A 19,288-nucleotide genomic window follows, 5' to 3' on the forward strand; every position below is an offset into this window, starting at 1 on the left:
ACGGTGCTGGTGCGTCGCGTCGGGGGCGTCGGGACGGCACCGTGTCGTCGCGTCGGGGACGTCGGGACGGCACCGGCTCGTCGTCCCGTCGGCGTAGCGGCGAGGCCGTTTCGTCGTCTCGCGTCCGTCCGCACGGACCAGAACCGTCGTTCCGCCGACGTGCCGGCGCCCCCGGGCCGTGTCGCCACCGCCGTCCGATGCAGCCCGAAGCCACTGCCGCACAGGGCGACCAGCAGCGCGGCACCCTCCAGGGCGTATCCCGGATGCGCCGTCACCGCCGCCAGGCCGACCAGGGCCGGCCCCAGGACGAAGGAGATCTCGTCCAGGGTGCTCTCGAAGGAGAGCGCGGCGCTCACAGTGCTCTCCGGAGCACGGGCACGGCGGGCGAGAGCGACGAGCCGTGCGCGGGCCATGGGCCCGATCTGGGGCACCGTCGCTCCGGCCGCCGTCCCCAGCACGGCGAGCGCCGCCGTCGGGAGCCGCATGAGCGCCCCGGCGACCAGTGCGGCGATCGCGACGGCGTTGGCGAGGGAGAAGGCGAGCACGACCGTGCGCTGGCCGTGCCGGTCGGCCAGTCGGCCCACCAGCGGGCCGCAGGCCACCTGCCCGACGGCGAGCGCGCCGCCGGTCAGTCCCGCGGCCGCCAGGGAACCGCTCGTCCGCGCGACCAGGAGCACGCTGCCGAACTGGACGGTGGCGGTCGGCAGGCGCGCCAGGAAGGACATGACCGGCAGCGACGGGCCGGTCAGGCCGATCACCTGACGGTAGGTCTCCAGAGTGCCGCGCCGCCCGACCCTCCCGATCTTGCTCGCCTTGCCCGTCCGGCCCGCCTTCCCTGTCCTGCCCGTCTCCCCGGTCTGCTTACCGGTCTGTTCCGTCTTCCCCGTCGTTCGCATCGCTCGAAGCTAGGCACGCGCGCGGGCCCACGTGGAGGGGACGATGACACGAAGCGCGGCAGGGCGGGTACGTAGCTTTCCATGACACCTGAGCGACCTGACCCGACGGTGCCGACCGCCACCTACCGGCTGCAGTTGCAGCCCGCGTTCCCGTTCGGGGCCGCCGCGGCGGCCGTGCCGTATCTGGCGTCTCTCGGCGTCTCGCATCTGCACCTGTCCCCCGTCCTGGAGGCGGTGCCGGGGTCGGGGCACGGCTATGACGTCGTGGACCACGCGCGCGTGCGCGAGGAATTGGGCGGCGAGGAGGGGCTGCGCGCGCTGGCACGCACCGCGCGCGAGCACGGCCTGGGCCTGGTCGTGGACATCGTGCCGAACCACATGGCCATGGCCCCGCGCCACAACCGCGCCCTGTGGGGGGTGCTGCGCGAGGGCCCCAAGTCGCCGTACGCGCGGTGGTTCGACATCGACTGGGAGGCGCAGGGCGGCCAGGTTCTGCTGCCGGTCCTCGGGGGCCCGCTGGGCGAGGAGCTGGGCCGCCTGGAGGTCGACGGCGACGTCCTGCGCTACTACGACCACGTGTTCCCGCTGCGCGAGGGCACCGAGGAGCTGCCGCTGCCGCAGCTCCTGGACGCGCAGTGGTACCGGCCGGTGTGGTGGCGGCTGGCCCGTACGGAGCTCAACTACCGGCGGTTCTTCAGCATCTCGGAGCTGATCGGGGTGCGGGTGGAGGACCCGGAGGTGTTCGAGGCCACACACGCCAAGATCCTCCAGCTGCTCCACGAGGGCGTGATCGACGGCCTGCGCGTCGACCATCCCGACGGCCTGGCCGACCCCGACGGCTATCTCCAGCGCCTGCATGAGGCGACCCGCGGACGCTGGACGGTCGTGGAGAAGATCCTGTCGGACGGGGAGCACCTGCCGGCGTCCTGGCCCGTCGCGGGCACCACCGGCTACGACGCTCTGCGGCACGTGGACGGTCTCTTCACCGACCCGGCGGGCTTCGGGGAACTCCTGGGCCAGTACCGGAGGTTCGCGGCCCCGCAGACGGACCGCGGCGGCGACTGGGAGGCGACCGTGCGGCGGGCGGCGTACAAGGTGCTCACGCACGAGCTGGCCACGGAGATCGACCGGCTGACGCGGGTGGCGAACCGCGTGTGCGCGACGTCCACGCAGCCCGCGCTGCGCGACCGCGCGCCCTGGGCGCTGCGCACCGCGCTGCAGGAACTCCTCGTCCGGATGGAGGTCTACCGACCGTACGCCTCCGGTGACGCGGCCCGTGTCGTCACCGAGGAGGCCGCCGCGGAGGCGCGGCTCGCCTTCGTCGTGCCCGAGGAGGCCGGTGCGGTCGATGTCGTGCGCGAGCTGGTGCTCGGGCGGGCCGGTGACGGGCCGGAGCACGTGGAGTTCCGGACGCGGTTCGCGCAGACGGCGTCGGCGCTGCGGGCCAAGTCCGTGGAGGACACGGCGTTCTACCGCTATGTGCCGCTGCTGTCGGCGACCGAGGTGGGCGGGAATCCGGGGAACCCGGCGGTATCGCCCGACGAGTTCCACGCGTACTGCGCGCGCGTGCAGCGCGACTGGCCCCTGACCGGGACGGTGGCGTCGACGCACGACACCAAGCGCAGTGCGGACGTACGGGCCGCGCTGGCCGTGCTCACGGAGTGCCCGGAGCGCTGGGCGGACGTCCTGACGGAGGTGACGCGCGACGGTGAGGGCGTGCCGGACGCGCAACTGGCGTGGGCCGCCTGGCAGACGGTGTTCGGGCTGGGCGAGCCGGCCGTGGACCGTGTTCAGGAGGCCCTGCTGAAGCATGTGCGCGAGGCCGGGCTGTTCACGAGCTGGACCGAGCAGGAGCCGCCGTACGAGGAGGCGGTGGCGGCGTTCGTCGCGGCGGGGCCGTGCGGGGCGCCGGGCGAGCGCGTGGCCGCCTTCCGGAGCAGCCTGGACCCGCACATCCGGGCGAACGTGCTGGGCATGGCCCTGACCCAGCTGACCATGCCGGGCGTCCCGGACGTCTACCAGGGCACCGAGGGTGAGTACCGGGCGCTGGTGGACCCGGACAACCGGCGGGCCGTGCGGTTCCCGCACGAGGACCCGGGCGACAAGGGCGCGGTCACCGCGGCAGCGCTGGGGTTGCGCAGGCGCCGCCCCGGTGTGTTCGGCGACTCGGCGTCGTACGCGCCCCTGACCGCCGAGGGCCCGGCGGCCGCCCACTGTGCGGCCTTCGTGCGCTCCGGCGAGGTGGTCACCGCCGTGACCCGGCTGTCGCTGCGACTGGCCCGGGCGGGCGGCTGGCACGACACGCTGCTGCCGCTGCCGCCGGGCCGATGGGCCGATGTGTTCGCCCCGGAGCGGGAGTTCACCGGGCACGCGCGCGTGGAGGAGCTGTTCGAGCGGCTGCCGGTGGCGTTGCTGGAGCGGGTCGGTCCGGAGGAGCGGACGGAGGGGCCGTAGTGCCGGTTCTCCCGGCGCGTACGACGTCACCACGCGCCGGAGCGTCATGCCGACGACCGGCTCGTACCCGCGCGCGCTCCCGGTGCTCGTGCCCGACGGCCGGCGCGTGGTGACGGGCGGCGACGCAGGCCGGCTGTCCGGTTCCGGCGACCCTCCTGGCGGTCGGCGGGCAGTGATCGGCGGGGCGTACGCCTCGTACCGTCACTCCTGAGGCGCGGAGGCCGTCGGCGTGGAGCGGCCGGACGGGCCTCGCACTGCCGCTGTCGCCGACCGCCCCTGGCTGCCGGCGGCAAATGCAACTGGGCGCCCCCTGGAGCCTCCCCGTGAACTCCTTGACACATCAACGAGACCGTGGGGTACTGCGGATTGCGAAGCAGGGCGGACGTGACGGGGGTGAGTCTCCTGCCGGAGCTGCGCTACCCCACCCTTGCCGAACTCGTGCTGTCCGCCCGGGCGCTGGCCGCTCACCGACCCGACCTGTGCTCCCTGAGACAGGTGGGGACCTCCCGGGGCGGCAGACCCCTCCACCTGCTGTCCATCGGCCACGCCCGCCGCGCCGTCCTGGTGGTCGCGGGCGCACACGCCAACGAGCCGACAGGGAGCTCCACGCTCCTCGCGGTCGCCGAACGTGTCCTGCACGAGCGGGACCTACGGGCCGACATCTCCTGGCACTTCCTGCTGTGCGCGGACCCCGACGGGGCGACCCTGCACGTCACCCCGGCGCCCCGCAACCTGTTCGAGTACCACCTCGGCTTCTTCAGGCCCGCGGCCGCTGAGCAGCCGGAGTGGGCACCGGCCGCGCTGCCCCCCGGCCGGCTGCCGCCGGAGACCCGCGCGCTGACCCGGGTCATCGACGAACTGCGCCCCTACCTCCAGGTGACGCTGCACGGAACGGATCTGGGCGGCAGCTGGGTGCAGTTGACGAAGGACGTCCCCGGGCTCGCCGAGCCGTTCGCGAAGTCCGCGGCCGAGCTGCACATCCCGGTGGAGACCGGTGCCTCCGACGCGGCGGGCTGGCCGGCGGCCGGGCCCGGGGTGCATGTGATGCCGGCGCCGGGCGCGGGCGCGGCGTATCCGAGCATGCCGGACGACGCGCGCAACAGCACCTGGTATCACGTGCACCGGTACGGCGGACTGACCGCGGTCGTCGAGGTGCCGATGTGGGCGAGCGACCTGGTGGACGACCCGGCCCCGCATCCGGACCCGGCCGGGGCGATGCGGCGACTGGGATCCCGGCTGCTGCGGGACTCGCTGGAGGTGGAGCGGGTGCTGACCGAGGCGCTGCCCCGCCTGGACGGCGTCGACGGGCCCCTGTTGCGGGCCTCGAAGTGGGCGCTGGAACTCGTGCCGGGGCTGGCCGCCGACTGGACGCACACGCCGCCCGCCGACGACACCAGGGCTTACGTCGGGAGCGTGGACGCTTTCGGGCGCCGGCTTCCGCTGCGGGCGGCGGCCATGCTGCTGCGGGTCCTGCAGGAGACCGACGACCGCGCGGCACCGCGCCTCGAACACCTCGTGGCGACCTGGAGCGATGCCTTCGCCGAACGCTTCCGAGCCCGCTGGGTGCCCTTGGAGCACCAGGTCGAGCACCAGTCCCGCACGGTCGTCGCGGCGGCGCTGCACGCACGCGACCGGGCGATGTGAGACGGACCGGGCGGCGTAGGACGGACCTGCTGACGTGAGACGGACCTCGCGGCCCGCCAGGACGCCCGCGGCCCGCCAGGACGGCGCCACGCGCGCGTGCGGCTGGCCAGCGGCATACGGCGGCCCGAGCGGGCGTCTCGTCTTGAGAAACCGTGTCAGCCGTCCAGTGTGAACAGCGAGCCCGTCCGCGCGGTCAGCGCGCAGGAGTTGGAGAAGGTCTCCCGGTACTCGACGGACCGTCCGCCCCATGTCCCGCGCGCGTGGGCGGTGACCGGCGCGTAGATCATCGGGCAGAAGGTGTTCGTGGGCTGGAGTCGCTGGAGCCGGCTGACGTCGCCGTCCACCTTCTCGAGTTCCGCGCAGGCCTCGACCGCGCGTCCGTGGCCCTGGGGCGGGTCGCAGGAGAGGAGGATGCCGCGGCTGTGCCCGCCCTCGCCGCGCGTGCCGGATGGTCCGCCGTCACCACGCGTGTCGCCGCGCCCGCCGTCGCCGGGGGTGATCGTGAGGAAGAGCCAGCGGGTCGGCCCCGGCTCCAGGAGGGGGTCGTGCGCCGCCGCGGGCGCCGGGATCGCGCCGAGGACGAGGAGGGTGGTGGCGGCCGACAGGCCGACCCGTACGGCCTTCGCCGCGCGGGAGTCTCCGGTGAGGTAGCGCCTCGTGAGGGATTGCGTCATTCCCGATGCATCGGCACGGCGGCCCCGGCATTCCAGCCCGACTCACCCGAACGGGAGCACGCGGGCGCGTACCTGCCGGCGAGTTCGAACGTGGCGAGCACGACCCGCGCCTGGTACTCCACCTGGCGCGCGACCGGTATCCAGCGCGCCCCGCAGCCGTCGCGGTAGTCGTCGCACCACTCGTCCAGGAGGCGGACCAGTTCCGGCAGCACTCCGGCCGGGTCGCGTCCGGCGGCCGTCACGAGCTGGTGCAGCAGACCGGCCGTCCGCAGGGCGAGGCGCCGCCCGGCGATGCGCAGGGCGGCCAGATGGGCGGTGCTGAGCGGCGGGAGGGGGCGGGCGCCGCCGACGTCGGGGAGGTCGGGGTCCCAGGTGTCGGCGAGCCCGGGGCAGACCAGTAAATAGTCGTCCACCGGGGCGAGCAGCCGGGCAGTCTCCGGTCCGGCGGGAAGGTGCGGACGCAGGCGCTCCAGCAACCGCTCCAGGACACGCGCGTCGTGGCGCAGGGTGTGGCTCACCATGCGCAGGACCGTTTCCTCATCGGCGGGCGGAGTGCTGTCCTCCACCGCGGCCACACCCCACATGGGGGCCTCGACGACCGCCGTGACCGTGCCGTACCGGTGCGGATGAAACCACGTCGACTCGACGGCCGCCTCGGTGATCGCGGCGGCCAGATCGCCCCGGCGAGGCCTGGGGATCCGATAGACGGCGGGTCCCAGTTCCGGCCAGTACAGGGTGTCGTAGGGGCCGAGCTCACGCGGTATGCCGAGGCGGGCCGCGGAGTGCGCGACGCGCTGGGCGAGGCCGGGCAGGTCGTGGGTCAGCTCGACGAAGCCGCCGCCGACGTCCACGCCGTGCAGGGAGCACTGCAGGAAGGGCCGCAGTTCGTCCTGGAGGTCGAGCAGGGCGCGGGTCTCCGGCAGTGTGGCGGCGTCGGCGCCGTCGGGCAGCCATTCGGGCTGTTCCAGGAAGCCGGGCCGGAAGAAGTGCCGGAAGTAGCCTTCGAGGGCGTACGGGCCGTGCAGCCAGCCCTCGTTGCGGCGCAGGCCGTCCGGGTCCAGGCACAGCAGCAGGTTCCAGGTGGCGTCTGCGCCCTCGTGCAGGCGAGGGTCGGCGAGTATCCGTTCCGCCAGCCGCAGTACCGTCGCGCCGCCCACCGGTTCGTTGGCGTGCGGGCCGGCCACGACGAGAGCCTGGCGGGTGCCGTGGCCGACGGACAGCAGCCACAGCGGGTTGCCCGCGCGGGACGTCCCCGCGCGGCGCAGTCGGGCGTCGCGGGGACGGCGGGCGACGAGTGCGGCCGCCCGTGCGGCCAGCTCGTCGACGCTCGGGTAGCGGAGGAGTGGCGGCAGGGCACACCTCCACAATGTGGTGCCGTCGGTTCACCTGGTGTGCATGGTGTACGCACAGTCAGTCACGAGTTGACGAGTACGTCAACACCGCAGAGCGCAAAGCGACTTGAGCCAAGCGTCCCGTGAGGCCAGGGCCAGAACCGAGGTTCGCCTCAGTACGCGGCGAGCCGGAACGACATCCGCCCGAAGCCGACCTGGTCGCCCTCACGGACCACGACGGCGCCGATGACGCGTCGGCCGTTGACCGTGGTGCCGTTGGTGGAGCCGAGGTCGCGCAGGACCCATATGCCGCCCTGGTGGCTCAGTTCGGCGTGCACCCGGGAGACGGTCTCGTGGGTCAGCCGCAGCCCGTTGGCGGGGTCGCGGCCTATGCGCAGCGGATGGCCGGACGCGGGGTGGGGCAGCAGCAGCTTGGGCAGCCGCTCGGCCTGCCATGCCCTGCGCAGCCGTACGGTGAAGCCGGAGATCGCCTCGACGGTGCCGAACACCAGACGGGACACACGGCTCTCGACGGGGAGGTCGGCGGTGAGCACCGCGAGCTCGTCCGCGCGGCGGGCGGCGAGGGCGAGTTCCATGCGCCGCACGAACGTGTCGTGCGACAGCCGGCCCATGGCGACGCCGTCACGGAGCACCTGCAGCGCCTTGTCGCGCTCCGCGTCGGAGAGCCGCGCGGGGTACGTGTTGAACTCGAAGGACGACGTCACGGTGCTGATTGTCGGTCAGTGAACCCCCGGTGTCCAGAAAACGCGGAAACGGCGGCCACGCGCGCGTGCCCACCGGGGCCGGTCACGACACCCCGCCGCAAAAGGGAAGATTCAAAAGCGGATTGATCTCGTTTGAAGCACCATGGACGGGCTACATCACGGTGAGCAGACGAAGGGGAACCGTCCGTGCAGTTCGAGGTGTGGGCACCGCAGGCCGACCGAGTGACGCTCCATTGTGACGGCGCCACGCGCGCGTTGAAGCGCGATCCCGATCGCGCGGGATGGTGGTGGGGGGAGGCGGAGGCGCGGGACGGGACGCGGTACGGCTTCGCGCTCGACGACGGCCCCGTGCTGCCCGACCCCCGCTCCCGGCGGCAGCCGGACGGCCCGGACGGGCTGAGCGCGGTCGTCGACCACGAGCGGTACGCGTGGCGCGGCGAATGGGCCGGGCGCCCGCTGCCGGGCGCGGTGCTGTACGAGCTGCACGTGGGCACGTACACGCGCGAGGGCACGCTGGACGCGGCCGCCGGGCGGCTTGAGCATCTCGCCGAACTGGGGGTCACCCACGTCCAGTTGATGCCCCTGAATCCCTTCCCCGGGCGGCACGGCTGGGGCTACGAGGGGGTCTCGCTGTGGGCCGTGCACGAGCCGTACGGCGGCCCTGAGGCGCTGAAACGCTTCGTCGACCGGGCGCACGAACTGGGCCTGGGCGTGGTCCTCGACGTCGTGCACAACCACTTCGGCCCGTCCGGCAACTACCTGCCCGCCTTCGGGCCTTATCTCACGGACACGCACCACACCCCCTGGGGTTCCGCCGTCAATCTGGACGCGCCCGGGTCGGACGAGGTACGCGCGTATCTCGTGGAGAGCTCGCTGGCCTGGCTGCGGGACTACCGGATCGACGGGCTGCGCCTGGACGCGGTGCACGCGCTGGTGGACACGCGCGCGTGCCACTTCCTGGAGGAGCTGTCGACGGCCGTCGACGCCCTCTCCGCCGACCTGGGCCGGCCGCTGTACCTGATCGCGGAGTCCGACCTGAACGACCCTCGGCTCATCACCGCGCGCGAGGCGGGCGGTCTCGGTCTGCACGCCCAGTGGAACGACGACTTCCACCACACCCTGCACACCGCGCTGACCGGCGAGTCCCAGGGCTACTACGCCGACTTCGCCCGCGCCGGCATGGCGGGCCTCGCCAAGACCCTCACCGGCGGCTACTTCCACGACGGCACGTACTCGAGCTTCCGGGGCCGGCGCCACGGGCGCCCCCTGGACCGCACGCGTGTGGCGGCGCACCGCCTCCTCGGCTACGTCCAGACCCACGACCAGGTCGGCAACCGCGCCCAGGGCGACCGGCTCGCGGCCTCCCTCTCCCCCGGTCTGCTGGCCTGCGCGGCCACGCTGACGCTGACCGCGCCGTTCACGCCGATGCTGTTCATGGGCGAGGAGTGGGCGGCGGGCACCCCCTGGCAGTTCTTCACCGACCACACCGACCCGGAGCTCGCCGACGCCGTACGGCGGGGCAGGCGGCGGGAGTTCGCGGCGCACGGCTGGGCGGAGGAGGACGTGCCCGACCCGCAGGACCCGGCGACCCGCGACCGCTCCTGCCTCGACTGGTCCGAGCCGGAGAGTGAACCCCACGCGCGCGTGCTGGCCTGGTACCGCCGTCTCATCGCCCTGCGCCACGAGCAGCCCGACCTGACGGATCCCGACCTCGCCGACACCAAGGTGGCCTACGACGAGCAGGGGCGATGGCTCGCCTTCCGCCGCGGCGACGTACGCGTGGCCGTCAACCTCGCCAAGGAACCGGCGGCGATCCCGCTGGGGCCGCGCCAGGCCGACGTACTGGCCGCGTGGGAGCCCGTGGAGGCGCCCGGCGCGGACGGGGTGCTGCAGGTTCCCGGGGAGTCGGGCGTGGTGCTGCTGCAGAGGTGACGAGGGCTGTCGGACGCGGTGAGGGACGGGGACTGCCAGGCGGGGTTCGGGGCTGTCAGAGCTCCTCGGCCCCGTCCTCCTCGTCCTCCCTGAGCTCCGTCACCCGCTCCAGCAGAATCGCCTCCCACGCGTGGCGAAGCCGAACCCTCAGCAAGGGCAGTGGCGTCTCGCCCTTGCCGTCGAGGCGTTCCGCGAGGTGGACGACCGAGTCGCAGCGGGCGAGCCAGAGGCCGCGCAGGCAGGGGCGGGCGCCGTAGCCGGCGAGGGTGGCGGCGCGGACGGCGGCCGGGGAGCCGACGGCGAGGGCGAGGCCGGCGATGTCCTCGGCGGGGTCGCCGACGACGGTGTCGGCCCAGCCGAGGACTCCGCGCACCCGCCCGTCGGAGCTGACGACGAGGTGGTCGCCGGTGAGGGCATGGTGGACGAGGACCGAGGTGCCGGGCTGGGCCGCGAGTTGCACGGCGGCGGGCTGGGTGAGCTGGCGCAGGCGGGCGGCGTCGAACTCGTCGGCGGCGGCGAGGCGCCCGGCGGCGCGTTCGGCGGACCGGCGCAGGGCCTCCAGGGAGCGCGGGGCTGCGCGCGGCACGCCGAGCGTCTCGGCCTGCCGCACCGGGACCTCGCGCAGGCCCGTGAGCAGGCCGGCCAGGTCCGCCTCGCCGACCGCCGACACATCGTGCTGCGCACCCGACCCGCCGGGCACCTTGGTGTCGAGGGTGTAGGTCAGCCCGGGCGCCCACTCGCCGTACGCGACGCTCGTCGGGAGCGCGACCGGGACGTGCGGGCGGACGAGGTCGCGCAGGCGCAGTTCGCGGCGCTGGCGGACGGCGGCCTCACGGCCGGGGGCCAGGCGCAGCACATGGCGCGTGCCGACCCACCAGGTGGCGGGTTCGGCGCCCGCTGAGGCGGGCCGGACGTCGGGGCCGGCCGAGTCGGCCACGCTGTCCTTGAGCAGGGAACGGACCAGTCGGCGGACGGTGTCCGCGGTGGGTGTCGGTGCCTGGGTCATGGTCGCGCCGTTGTCGCTCGGGGGTCTACGGGGGCTCCTTGCTCCGGGATCGGTCGCCGGGTCAGTCCACTATGACCATCTCGCGGGTGGTGTCGTTGAGGCGCCGGCCGCCGTCCTCGGTGACCGTCACGATGTCCTCGATGCGCACTCCGAAGCGGCCCGGCAGGTAGACGCCGGGCTCCACGGAGAAGCACATGCCGGGCACCAGGGGCTGCTCCTCGCCCTCGATCATGTACGGCGGCTCGTGCGTGGTGACGCCGATGCCGTGCCCGGTGCGGTGGATGAAGTGCTCGCCGTACCCGGCGTCCTCGATGACCGCGCGGGCGGCCCGGTCGACGTCCTGGCAGGCGGCTCCGGGCCGTACCGCGCCGAAGCCCGCCTCCTGGGCCTCGCGCACCAGGTCGTGGACCCGGCGCTCCTCCTCGGTGGGTTCGCCGACGTGGACGGTGCGGGAGGTGTCGGAGCCGTAGCCGTCCTTCAGACCGCCGAAGTCGAGGACGACCATGTCGCCGCGTTCGATCACCCGGTCGCCGGCCTCGTGGTGCGGGTTGGCGCCGTTGGGGCCGGAGGCGACGATGACGAAGTCGACCTGGGCGTGGCCGAAGCGCCGCAGCAGGTGGGCGAGGTCGGCGGCGACCTCGGACTCGCGTCGGCCGCCGAAGGGAACCTTCCGGATCTCCTCGAACGTTGCGTCTGCGGCCGCTCCCGCGGCCGCCAACAGCTCCAGCTCTGCCGCGTCCTTGACGGCCCGCAGCATCGGCAGGGCGTCGGTGAGGGAGGCGTACGAGGTGCCGGGGAGTGTCCTCTGGAGCGCCAGCAGGTGCATCGCCCAGGCGTTGTCGCTGATGCCGAACCGGCCGCCCGTGTCCAGGAGGGCGGCGGTGGCGGCGTAGGGGTCCTGGCCGTCGGTCCAGTCGCGCAGGGTCAGGCCGGGCGCGCCGACCGCCTTCGCGGCGTCGGGGGCCTCCAGGGCGGGGACGACGAGGACGGGGTCCCGGCCGGGGGTGAGGACCAGCAGGGTGAGCCGCTCGGTCTCGGCGGGGGGCGTGTAGCCGGTGAGCCAGGCCAGGTCGGGGCCTGGTGCCACCAGGAGCCCGGCCAGCCCGGCGTCCGCGGCGGTCCGCGCGGCACGTGCCATACGGGCTTTGTAGTCGTCGGCGGTGAAGGGCGCGGGTGCGGTGCCGGTCATCCGGGCCTCCCTGGGCGCGTGAAAGGACTACGGGCAGCATCCTGCCCGTACGGAGGGGGCGGCGCGAGCCGGTCGGCGGGGCTTTCGGACGACTCGCCGGGAGGCGGACCGGGCATGGCGTCAGCCGTCCAGTGCCATACGGGCGCCGAGGAGCAGCAGCACGCCGCCGGAGACCTGTTCCAGGCGCCGGCGCATGCCCGCGCGGGACAGCACGGCCTTCATCCGGCCGACGAACCACACGTACAGGCCGTAGTAGCCGACCTCGTAGACGGCCCACAGCGCGGCGAGGCCGACCATGGTCGGCAGGTGCGGGGCGCCCTCCGGCACGAACTGCGGCAGGAAGGACATGGCGAAGACGGCCGCCTTGGGGTTGGCGAGATTGAGCAGCAGCCCGCCGCGGTAGGAGGCCCAGCCGCTCTTCGGGGCGCCCTGCCACGCGATGTCTTCCGCCCCCTTGGCCCGGCGCGCCGCGCGCAGCGCCTGGACGCCGAAGCCGACGAGCACCACCGCGCCGACGATCCGCATCACGTCGTACGCCACCTCGGAGGCCGTCAGCAGCGCGGTCAGGCCGAACGCGGCGACGACGCCCCAGACGAAGACGCCGGTCTCGTTGCCGAGGACGGTCAGGAACCCGGAGCGCCTGCTCTGCAGGGACTGCTTGATGATGAGCACGGTGCTGGGCCCGGGCGAGGCGGCGACGAGGGTACAGGCCCCCAGGAAGGCGATGAGGGTGGTCGGCATGGGGTCATCGTGGCCCTGTCGGCGGGACGTGGCGAGTGGTTTTCGCGTACCCGCCCAGGTGTGCGGGGCGGTCAGGTGACGACGCCCGGGACCACCGTCAGCTGCTGGTAGCCGCCGCTGCGGTGGCGCACTGTCAGGACGGCCTGGTGGCCCGGGCGGGCCCCGGCCACGGCTCTCGCCAGGTCGGCGGCCGAGTCGACACGGGTCTTGTCGAACGCGAGGACGACGTCGCCCCGGACCAGGCCCGCCGCATATCCGGGGCCGGGCACGTGGACGCCGACGATCAGGGCACCCGGCTTCTCGGCGTCCACGGCCTCCACGCCGAGGGTCGCGACGGCGGCGGGAGTCGGCGAGGGCGCCGGCGCCTGGGACCCGGTGGCCGAGGGACCGGGTCGTGGGGAGGTGGCCGGGCTTCCGGGGGCGCTCGGCCCCGCCTGGTGCCGCAGCTCGGCGAGTCGGCTCATGGCGATCACCGTGGCCCCCATCGTGCCGAGCCCGACCCCGGACAGGACCAGGACCAGCCCGGCCAGCAGTGCGAGCAGCAGGGTCGTGAGCCGTCGGCCGCGTCGAGGGGGCGCGGCGTGCGGGCGCCGCGCGCCGGGGCCCGCACCGGCGCCGTCGCCGGGCCCCTGACCAGGCATGGGCTTGGGTCGCAACGCAGTCTGTTCCATCGGATCGCCTCCGCCTGGTGACTACCCTGCGCACCGGCGCACAACGAGCCACGATCGAGTGAGACTGACCAGTGGTCAACAGCGGGAAGCCATAGGCGTCACGACGGAAACGGGACGTCAGGGAGGGTGGCGGGAAGGGTGCGGAGGGCCGGGCCCGTGTCTCACGTCCGTTCGGTCAGCGCCTCCGCGACCGCAGCCGCGGCTCCCCCGAGCGGCCCCGCGTACACCAGTTCCGTCCGGTGCACGACACGTGGCTCCGTGACGGGTACGGCGACCGTGCCGGGCACGCCGGTGGCCGCCGGGCGTGGCAGCAGGGTCAGGCCGTGACCTGCCGCGGCCAGGGCGGTGAGGGCGCGGACGTCGGTGCCCTCGATGCGCAGGGCGGGTCGGAAGCCGTGGCCTCCGTTGGCGGCCCGGAGGTGGGCGAGCGGCAGGCCCGCGTCGGGGGCGTCCAGCCAGCGGGCGTCGGTCAGGTCGCCGAGGCGCACCCCGGGGCGCCGGGCGAGCGGGTGGGTGTCGGGCAGGAGGACGCAGACCGGTTCCTCCGCCACGCCGTACGTGGTCAGCGGTGCCACGTCCGGCAGTCGCAGCGGGTCGCTGGGGGCGGCCAGGCCGTCCACCAGGCCGAGGTCGGCCGTACCGGTGGCGACGGCCGCCGGGATCTCGTCGCGGGGCAGGACGCGCAGGGTCACCCCGGAGGCCGGGAGCGCGGCGAGGATGCGTGGTCCGAGCGCGGTCGACGAGGCAGCGAGGATCAGCCCGTGAGCGGGTGCGGCCGCCATCCGTACGACATCCGCTCGGGCAGCCTCCAGGCGGAGCAACAGGGGGCCCGCGTGCTCCAGGAGCCGTTCGCCGGCCGCCGTGGGCGCGACGGGGCGGCGGCTGAGCAGCGGGGCGCCGAGGTCCTGTTCGAGCGCGGCGATGTGCTGGGACACCGCCGACTGGGTGTAGCCCAGCTCGCGAGCGGCCTCGGAGAACGAGGCGAGGCGGGCGACGGTGACGTAGGTGCGCAGCAGATGCGGGTCCATGGGCGACAGCATCCCGCACCTCATCAGCTCTGCTTATCGAGTGTGCAGAAATCATCGTTGGACGTGAACTCGGGGCCGCGCCGAGGATGAGCCCATGACGAACACCGCCGCCCGGACGGCCAGGCTCGCCCTGGTCGGGGACCGCTCCCCCAACGTCGCCTCGCACACGCGTGTGCCCCTCGTGCTGGACGCCCTCGCCCAACGCGACCGGCTCGTCCTCGACGCCTACTGGATCCCGTCGCAGGACGCGGCGGCCGACGGCGCAGTGCGCGGCTTCGACGCCGTGTGGGTGCTGCCGGGCAGCCCGTACCGCAGCGAGGCGGGTGTGCTGGCCGCGATCCGCACCGCGCGCGAGGAGGGCATCCCGTACCTCGGCACGTGCGGCGGCTTCCAGCACGCGCTCCTCGAGTACGCCCGCGACGTGTGCGGGCTGACCCGCGTCGCCCACGCCGAGAACGACCCCGACGCCGACGACTTCCTCATCGAACCCCTGGCCTGCTCGCTGGTCGGCCATGAGGCGGTGGTGCGGATCGAGCCCGGCTCGCTCGCCCAGTCGGTGATCGGCTCGGAGCGGACCGTCGAACGGTACTTCTGCGCCTACGGCCCGTCCCGACACCTCGACACCCTCCGCGCGCACGGACTGCGCTTCTCCGGGCACGACGAGGACGGCCACGTCCGGATCGCCGAACTGCCCGGCCACCCCTTCTTCCTGGCCTCGCTCTTCCAGCCGGAGCTGTCCGGCGACGGCTCGCGCCCGCATCCGATGGTCCGGGCGCTGGCGCGAGCCGCGGTCGAGCACGCGGCAGGGAAGGCCACCACGCGCGCGTGACGTGCGGTCCGCACGGGACGCGTCACGCGCGCGTACGTCAGCCCGTGTGGCCCTCCCCGTGGCCGCCGTGCCCGCCACCGTGGTCGAACTTCAGCGCCTCCGCGGGCATGACGACGAAGGGCCGCATCATGCCCATGTCCTCGTGCTCGAGGAGGTGGCAGTGGCACATGAACCGGCCGTAGGCGCCGTCGAACTTCCCCATCAGGCGCAGCATCTGGTCGCCGGGTACCTGCAGCTCGCCGTTGTCGAGCGGCCTCTTCTCCCTGTCGGGCTCCGTGTCGCTGTCCGTGAACCTCTCGATGATGTCGGTCAAGGTCGAACACCCCCGTGTGTTCTCGTTGTCTGTTCCCCTCACCCCAGAAGACTCGCCGCGCACCGCCGAAGTTCCGGGAACATCCCGTTCCGTACGAAAAGTTTCGGAGACGGATCCGGAGGCCGGAGGAAGTCCGTTGTCAGTGCTGACTGTTACGTTCTGTGACATGACCGATCACGCGCTGCGTCTGCTCCGACAGCAACCCCGCCTGGCCGAGCTGGCGGCCTTTCCCTTCAACTTCGACCTGGGCCGAGCGGCTCACGGCCATGTCGAGGAGGTCCGACTGGCTTCGGGCGGCCCACTGGAGACAGTGGCGGGTGACGACACGGGCGGTACGTATTTCGTGTGCGCGGACGGCTCGATGCTGTACGCCGACTCGGAGGGCGGCGCCGGGATCATCGGGTCCAGTGTCGACGAGGCGCTGGAGATCATGATCGGGCTGCCGGGCTGGCACGACTACACGCGCCTTTCGCCGGACGCCGGCGAGGAGCGGATCCTCGCGTGCGTCGCGGAGACCGAGGAGGAGATGCGCGAGTACCACGGCATCGACGAGGAGCGGGCGGAACTGCGCGCCGCGCTGGGCTTCCCGGACCGTACCGCGGTCGAGCTGGTGGGGATGCTGCATGCCGCACTGCTGCGTACCGAGCCGGACTTCGTGCTGCTCAACGCCGACGAGGGGTGCGCCTACGAGCTGATCGGCCCGCCCGACCCTCCGCTGTGGGAGCCGGTGCTCGCGGCGGGGCGAGCGGACCTCGGCCTGCTGCGGGCGGGCGACCGCGCGGCATGGGACGCGGTGGCAGACGATCCCGTACGACGTCGACTCGCCCTGCGAGCCGCGCAGTTCAGCCGCGCCGAGGGTGATCTGGAGCTGTTGCGGCATCTGCTGCGGCACGAGGCGAAGTCCTCGATGACGGACGAACTGCGGCTCGCCGCCGTGCTGGTGGGGCTGCGCGGAGACACCGGGGACCTGCCGCTGCTGCACGAGGTGCGGGAGACGACCTACGACACCTGGTGCGGGCTCGGCGGCATGCCCGAACCCGGGGCGAGCTCGGACGCGTTGCGGGAGTGGGCGAAGGAGCTCGACGGGTCGCAGTTCGGTACGGATCCCGCGGACGAACCGGTGGGCAGATGGACCGACCTGGCCCGCGACCAGGGGATGACCGAGCTCGCCCGGGTCGCGCTGATCCGCAGTCTCGACGAGATCGTCATGGATCAGAGCAGACTCCGTCGGCCCGACGCGCCGCAGAGGTTGACCACTGCCCCGCTGCGTGCGCTGGCGCACGACTTCGAAGGGCTCGGCGACCGCATACAGGCACTGCGCGCCCAGCGCCTGTACGCCGCGTTGCGGGAGGGGGCATGGGACCGGGTGGTGGCCCGCCTCGACCAGGCCCGCCTGGAGCGTGCGGTCGGCCAACTGCCGGAGGCGGTACGGACCTTGGCATCCCTGCGCGAAACCCTCGCGGCCTCCGAGGACGACTCCCTGCGTAACTGGCGGTGCGGGAGCCTCGGGCGCTTCATGGCCAAAGAGCACTACAGGCTGACCCGCGCCCTGGCCGACGCGGGTCAACCGGAGGAGGCCCGCACACTCCTCACGGCCGCCGACGCGATACTCGGCGAGCTCCCGGAGAACGCCGCGAAGACCGTACGGGAACTCGCCGAGGGGGCAGTGGCGCGGGTGCGGGAGGTCAGCTGAGGACGGGCACCGCCGGCGGGCGGTCCGGCAGGAAGCCGTGGGCGCGGCGGGCCAGGTATTCGGCCTTGTAGCGGTCGACGGTCCGGTGCCAGTGCAGGATGCCCGCCAACCAGTTCTGGAGGTCGGTGACGTAGTTTCCCATGATCTCCCGAGCCTCGCCCGAGAGCCCGAAGTCCTCGTAGACGACGGGCAGTTCGTGGGCGGCCACATGCTCGAACTGCTGCATGCGCTGGGTCATCAGGTCGTGGACGACCTCCAGTGCGGTGGGGTAGTCGATGCCGAAGAAGTTCTGCACGACGAGGATCGCGTTGTGGATCTCGCCCTCGTACTCGATCTCCTTCTGGTACGAGAAGACGTCGTTGATCAGGCAGGCGTAGTCGATGGCGGCGTTCTCCAGCGAGCGGACGGGTCCGCTGCGGTACACCTCCGGTGGGACGGCGGGGCCGTGGCCCATCCGGCACAGGCTCAGGGTGAGGTCGGAGCCGAAGGTGGCGCGGCGCATCTCCAGGTAGTCGACGGGGTCGGGGATGCGGTTCTGGAGCTGGTTGGACAGTTCCCACACCCAGCTCTCGGTCATGACGTCCACCGAGTCCTTCAGGGTGCGCCGCTCGTCAGGTGTCATCTCCGCGGTCGTACGCGCCCAGAGGTCGATCAGGCCGCGTTCCATGCCGTTGACGGGGAGGAGCACCGGTTCGCCGTCGAGGGGCATGCAGTCCGAGAGACGTCGGGTGGTGAGCCGCGCGGCGGCCAGGTCGCGGCGCTGGCCGAAGACCAGGGGGTAGTAGTCGTCGCCGTAGGTGCCCCAGGCGAGCCACTGGGCGCTGAGTTCGAGGGCTTGCGGTGTGGCGTCCGGGTCGAGGCCCGCCGAGCACAGCATGAGGTCGTAGGCGGCTAGCTTGTCCTCGTCCCAGACGCCCTCCTGGAGCATGCCCATCCGGTGCATCCATTCCGTCAGACGGGGTCGCGCCTCGTTCAGATGCGGGCTGAGCTCCACCTGGAAGGGCATGTGGAAGTCGGGCAGCCGCGACGGGCCGACCTTCTGGAACGGCACGTGTGTGTAGGCGCGCAGGCGCTCGGCACCGGCCGCCGCGAGCAGTGCGCCGACGTCGGCCGCGGAGGTGCCGGGACCGGTCAGGCCCCGCCAGGCCGCGGTGGGCTGGGCTCGCGCGTTCATGTACCGGCTGGAGCGCATGTGCCACTCATGGCCACCGGACTGCCAGTCCTGCAGCCCCTGGGTGTACGCCGCGACCGCGGCGACCTCCTGCGGTGTGAGGCCGTTCTCCAGCGCCACAGCGGGGACTTCGGTGAGGGCGGTGTGCTCGAACTGGTGGAGCCGGGAGGTGAGAACGTCGTTGACGGTGTCGGCGGCCTCCTGGGTGGTGCAGCTGAAGAACCTCTCCAACACCAGGACACCGTTGCTGAGTTCGCCCTCGTCCTCGACCTCGCGCTGGTAGGAGAACAGGTCGTTGCGCAGGTGCACGGCGTCGGAGAACGTCTCCATCAGGACCCTGAGCGGCCGGGACTCCGCGACGGACGCGGGCACTTCTGCCGTCGCGTACTCCACCAGCCCCGACGACCAGGGAGCGCCGCCCACCTTGCGGCGCATCTCGATGTACTCGACGGGGTTGGCGACGCGGCCCTCGTTGATGTTGGACAGCTCCCACAGGGACTCGTTGAGGAGGTGCTCGGTGGCGAGCGCGAAACGGCGACGCCAGTCGACGGACATCGCGGGCACCGTACGTGTCCACAGGTCGGCGAGCCCCGCCTCGACCGGGTTCTGCGGCTCGGGCATCGGGGTCGACGGGTCCATCGGCATGAACAGCGGGAGCCGGTCCAGATAGGCCTTGCCGCCGACGCGGTCCTGGGTGCGCTTGAAGGTCTCCAGGAAGTGGTCGTCGAAGAAGAAGACCCACACGTACCAGTCGGTGATGAGGGAGAGGGCGTCGGCGTCGCACTCGGGGTGGGTGTAGGCGCAGAGCAGGCCGTAGTCGTGCGCGTCCAGGTCGGCCTGCTCCCAGATCCCGGACCCCTCCAGCATGCCCATTTCGCGCGCCCACTCGGTCGAATGGGCGCGCGCCTCGTCGACGTGGGGGTTCAGCCGCGCGGGATACGGCATGTAGAAGTGCGGGAGTTCGAAGGGCTGCTGCGTCATGGCCCGGCCC

Annotated in this window: 17 protein-coding genes; 6 read left to right on the forward strand and 11 right to left on the reverse strand. The window is 73.0% G+C overall.

The features are described from left to right. On the reverse strand, positions 1-896 hold an 896-nt coding region (locus IF78_RS0135385; RefSeq protein WP_483316151.1), incomplete at its 3' end, for an MFS transporter. Between the two features lie 81 nt (positions 897-977). Between IF78_RS0135385 and treY the strand changes: the two genes are divergently transcribed. The 3 genes from treY (at position 978) to IF78_RS0135400 (ending at position 4,994) form a co-directional block, all read left to right on the forward strand. Further along, positions 978-3,350 carry a malto-oligosyltrehalose synthase gene (gene treY / locus IF78_RS0135390; protein ID WP_031486872.1) on the forward strand — a complete coding sequence of 791 codons (2,373 nt, stop codon included), beginning with the start codon at positions 978-980 and terminating at the stop codon, positions 3,348-3,350. Positions 3,351-3,396: 46 nt separating this feature from the next. Next, entirely contained in the window at positions 3,397-3,561 is a 165-nt protein-coding gene (locus IF78_RS48655; RefSeq protein ID WP_158751582.1) for a hypothetical protein, read from the forward strand. A 182-nt stretch (positions 3,562-3,743) separates the two neighbouring features. After that, a complete protein-coding gene (locus tag IF78_RS0135400) occupies positions 3,744-4,994 on the forward strand; it encodes a M14 family zinc carboxypeptidase (RefSeq protein ID WP_031486873.1) in 1,251 nt (416 codons plus the stop codon). Between the two features lie 155 nt (positions 4,995-5,149). On the opposite strand, the gene IF78_RS0135405 is transcribed toward IF78_RS0135400, so the two are convergent. From IF78_RS0135405 to IF78_RS0135415, 3 genes are all read right to left on the reverse strand, one after another. Beyond that, complete coding sequence (locus tag IF78_RS0135405) at positions 5,150-5,668, reverse strand: SSI family serine proteinase inhibitor (RefSeq protein ID WP_031486874.1); 519 nt, start codon at positions 5,666-5,668, stop codon at positions 5,150-5,152. After that, a complete protein-coding gene (locus IF78_RS0135410) occupies positions 5,665-7,035 on the reverse strand; it encodes a M14 family zinc carboxypeptidase (protein ID WP_031486875.1) in 1,371 nt (456 codons plus the stop codon). The genes IF78_RS0135405 and IF78_RS0135410 overlap by 4 nt, the downstream gene beginning before the upstream one ends. 137 nt (positions 7,036-7,172) lie before the next feature. After that, positions 7,173-7,724 (reverse strand): FHA domain-containing protein, encoded by a 552-nt coding sequence (locus tag IF78_RS0135415; RefSeq protein WP_031486876.1) that lies wholly within the window; start codon positions 7,722-7,724, stop codon positions 7,173-7,175. Positions 7,725-7,910: 186 nt separating this feature from the next. On the opposite strand from IF78_RS0135415, the gene treZ reads away from it, so the two are divergent. Beyond that, positions 7,911-9,656, forward strand: coding sequence for a malto-oligosyltrehalose trehalohydrolase (gene treZ, locus IF78_RS0135420; protein WP_031486877.1), 1,746 nt, complete (start codon positions 7,911-7,913; stop codon positions 9,654-9,656). Between the two features lie 55 nt (positions 9,657-9,711). Here treZ and IF78_RS0135425 read toward each other — a convergent pair whose 3' ends face one another. From IF78_RS0135425 to IF78_RS0135445, 5 genes are all read right to left on the reverse strand, one after another. Further along, positions 9,712-10,662 carry an aminoglycoside phosphotransferase family protein gene (locus IF78_RS0135425; RefSeq protein ID WP_031486878.1) on the reverse strand — a complete coding sequence of 317 codons (951 nt, stop codon included), beginning with the start codon at positions 10,660-10,662 and terminating at the stop codon, positions 9,712-9,714. Between the two features lie 61 nt (positions 10,663-10,723). Then, entirely contained in the window at positions 10,724-11,851 is a 1,128-nt protein-coding gene (locus IF78_RS0135430; RefSeq protein ID WP_031486879.1) for an aminopeptidase P family protein, read from the reverse strand. A 120-nt stretch (positions 11,852-11,971) separates the two neighbouring features. Next, entirely contained in the window at positions 11,972-12,592 is a 621-nt protein-coding gene (locus IF78_RS0135435) for a LysE family translocator (RefSeq protein WP_031486880.1), read from the reverse strand. 71 nt (positions 12,593-12,663) lie between these two features. After that, positions 12,664-13,263, reverse strand: coding sequence for a PDZ domain-containing protein (locus IF78_RS0135440; RefSeq protein ID WP_078662703.1), 600 nt, complete (start codon positions 13,261-13,263; stop codon positions 12,664-12,666). Positions 13,264-13,424: 161 nt separating this feature from the next. Beyond that, positions 13,425-14,291 (reverse strand): LysR family transcriptional regulator, encoded by an 867-nt coding sequence (locus IF78_RS0135445; protein WP_037642007.1) that lies wholly within the window; start codon positions 14,289-14,291, stop codon positions 13,425-13,427. Between the two features lie 94 nt (positions 14,292-14,385). On the opposite strand from IF78_RS0135445, the gene IF78_RS0135450 reads away from it, so the two are divergent. Then, on the forward strand, positions 14,386-15,120 hold the full coding sequence (locus IF78_RS0135450; protein WP_031486883.1) for a CTP synthase C-terminal region-related (seleno)protein: 735 nt from the start codon (positions 14,386-14,388) through the stop codon (positions 15,118-15,120). 37 nt (positions 15,121-15,157) lie between these two features. On the opposite strand, the gene IF78_RS50705 is transcribed toward IF78_RS0135450, so the two are convergent. Continuing rightward, entirely contained in the window at positions 15,158-15,601 is a 444-nt protein-coding gene (locus tag IF78_RS50705; RefSeq protein ID WP_324617298.1) for a multicopper oxidase domain-containing protein, read from the reverse strand. On the opposite strand from IF78_RS50705, the gene IF78_RS0135460 reads away from it, so the two are divergent. Then, positions 15,600-17,126, forward strand: coding sequence for a hypothetical protein (locus IF78_RS0135460; RefSeq protein ID WP_031486885.1), 1,527 nt, complete (start codon positions 15,600-15,602; stop codon positions 17,124-17,126). The two genes, IF78_RS50705 and IF78_RS0135460, sit on opposite strands and share 2 nt — an antisense overlap. Here the strand turns inward: IF78_RS0135460 and cyc2 are convergent. Continuing rightward, positions 17,119-19,278 (reverse strand): germacradienol/geosmin synthase Cyc2, encoded by a 2,160-nt coding sequence (gene cyc2 / locus IF78_RS0135465; protein ID WP_031486886.1) that lies wholly within the window; start codon positions 19,276-19,278, stop codon positions 17,119-17,121. The two genes, IF78_RS0135460 and cyc2, sit on opposite strands and share 8 nt — an antisense overlap. Positions 19,279-19,288 lie beyond the last annotated feature (10 nt).

The organism is Streptomyces bicolor, assembly GCF_000719285.1.
Taxonomy (GTDB): Bacteria; Actinomycetota; Actinomycetes; order Streptomycetales; family Streptomycetaceae; genus Streptomyces; species Streptomyces bicolor.

What these genes read in the sequence shown, in the direction of transcription:
- treY (WP_031486872.1), top strand. Translation starts at nt 978, where the DNA reads ATGACACCTGAGCGACCTGACCCGACGGTGCCGACCGCCACCTACCGG.
- IF78_RS48655 (WP_158751582.1), top strand. Translation starts at nt 3,397, where the DNA reads ATGCCGACGACCGGCTCGTACCCGCGCGCGCTCCCGGTGCTCGTGCCC.
- IF78_RS0135405 (WP_031486874.1), bottom strand. Translation starts at nt 5,668, where the DNA reads ATGACGCAATCCCTCACGAGGCGCTACCTCACCGGAGACTCCCGCGCG.
- IF78_RS0135425 (WP_031486878.1), bottom strand. Translation starts at nt 10,662, where the DNA reads ATGACCCAGGCACCGACACCCACCGCGGACACCGTCCGCCGACTGGTC.
- IF78_RS0135430 (WP_031486879.1), bottom strand. Translation starts at nt 11,851, where the DNA reads ATGACCGGCACCGCACCCGCGCCCTTCACCGCCGACGACTACAAAGCC.
- IF78_RS0135435 (WP_031486880.1), bottom strand. Translation starts at nt 12,592, where the DNA reads ATGCCGACCACCCTCATCGCCTTCCTGGGGGCCTGTACCCTCGTCGCC.
- IF78_RS0135440 (WP_078662703.1), bottom strand. Translation starts at nt 13,263, where the DNA reads ATGGAACAGACTGCGTTGCGACCCAAGCCCATGCCTGGTCAGGGGCCC.
- IF78_RS0135445 (WP_037642007.1), bottom strand. Translation starts at nt 14,291, where the DNA reads ATGGACCCGCATCTGCTGCGCACCTACGTCACCGTCGCCCGCCTCGCC.
- IF78_RS0135450 (WP_031486883.1), top strand. Translation starts at nt 14,386, where the DNA reads ATGACGAACACCGCCGCCCGGACGGCCAGGCTCGCCCTGGTCGGGGAC.
- IF78_RS0135460 (WP_031486885.1), top strand. Translation starts at nt 15,600, where the DNA reads ATGACCGATCACGCGCTGCGTCTGCTCCGACAGCAACCCCGCCTGGCC.
- IF78_RS50705 (WP_324617298.1), bottom strand. Translation starts at nt 15,601, where the DNA reads ATGTCACAGAACGTAACAGTCAGCACTGACAACGGACTTCCTCCGGCC.
- cyc2 (WP_031486886.1), bottom strand. Translation starts at nt 19,278, where the DNA reads ATGACGCAGCAGCCCTTCGAACTCCCGCACTTCTACATGCCGTATCCC.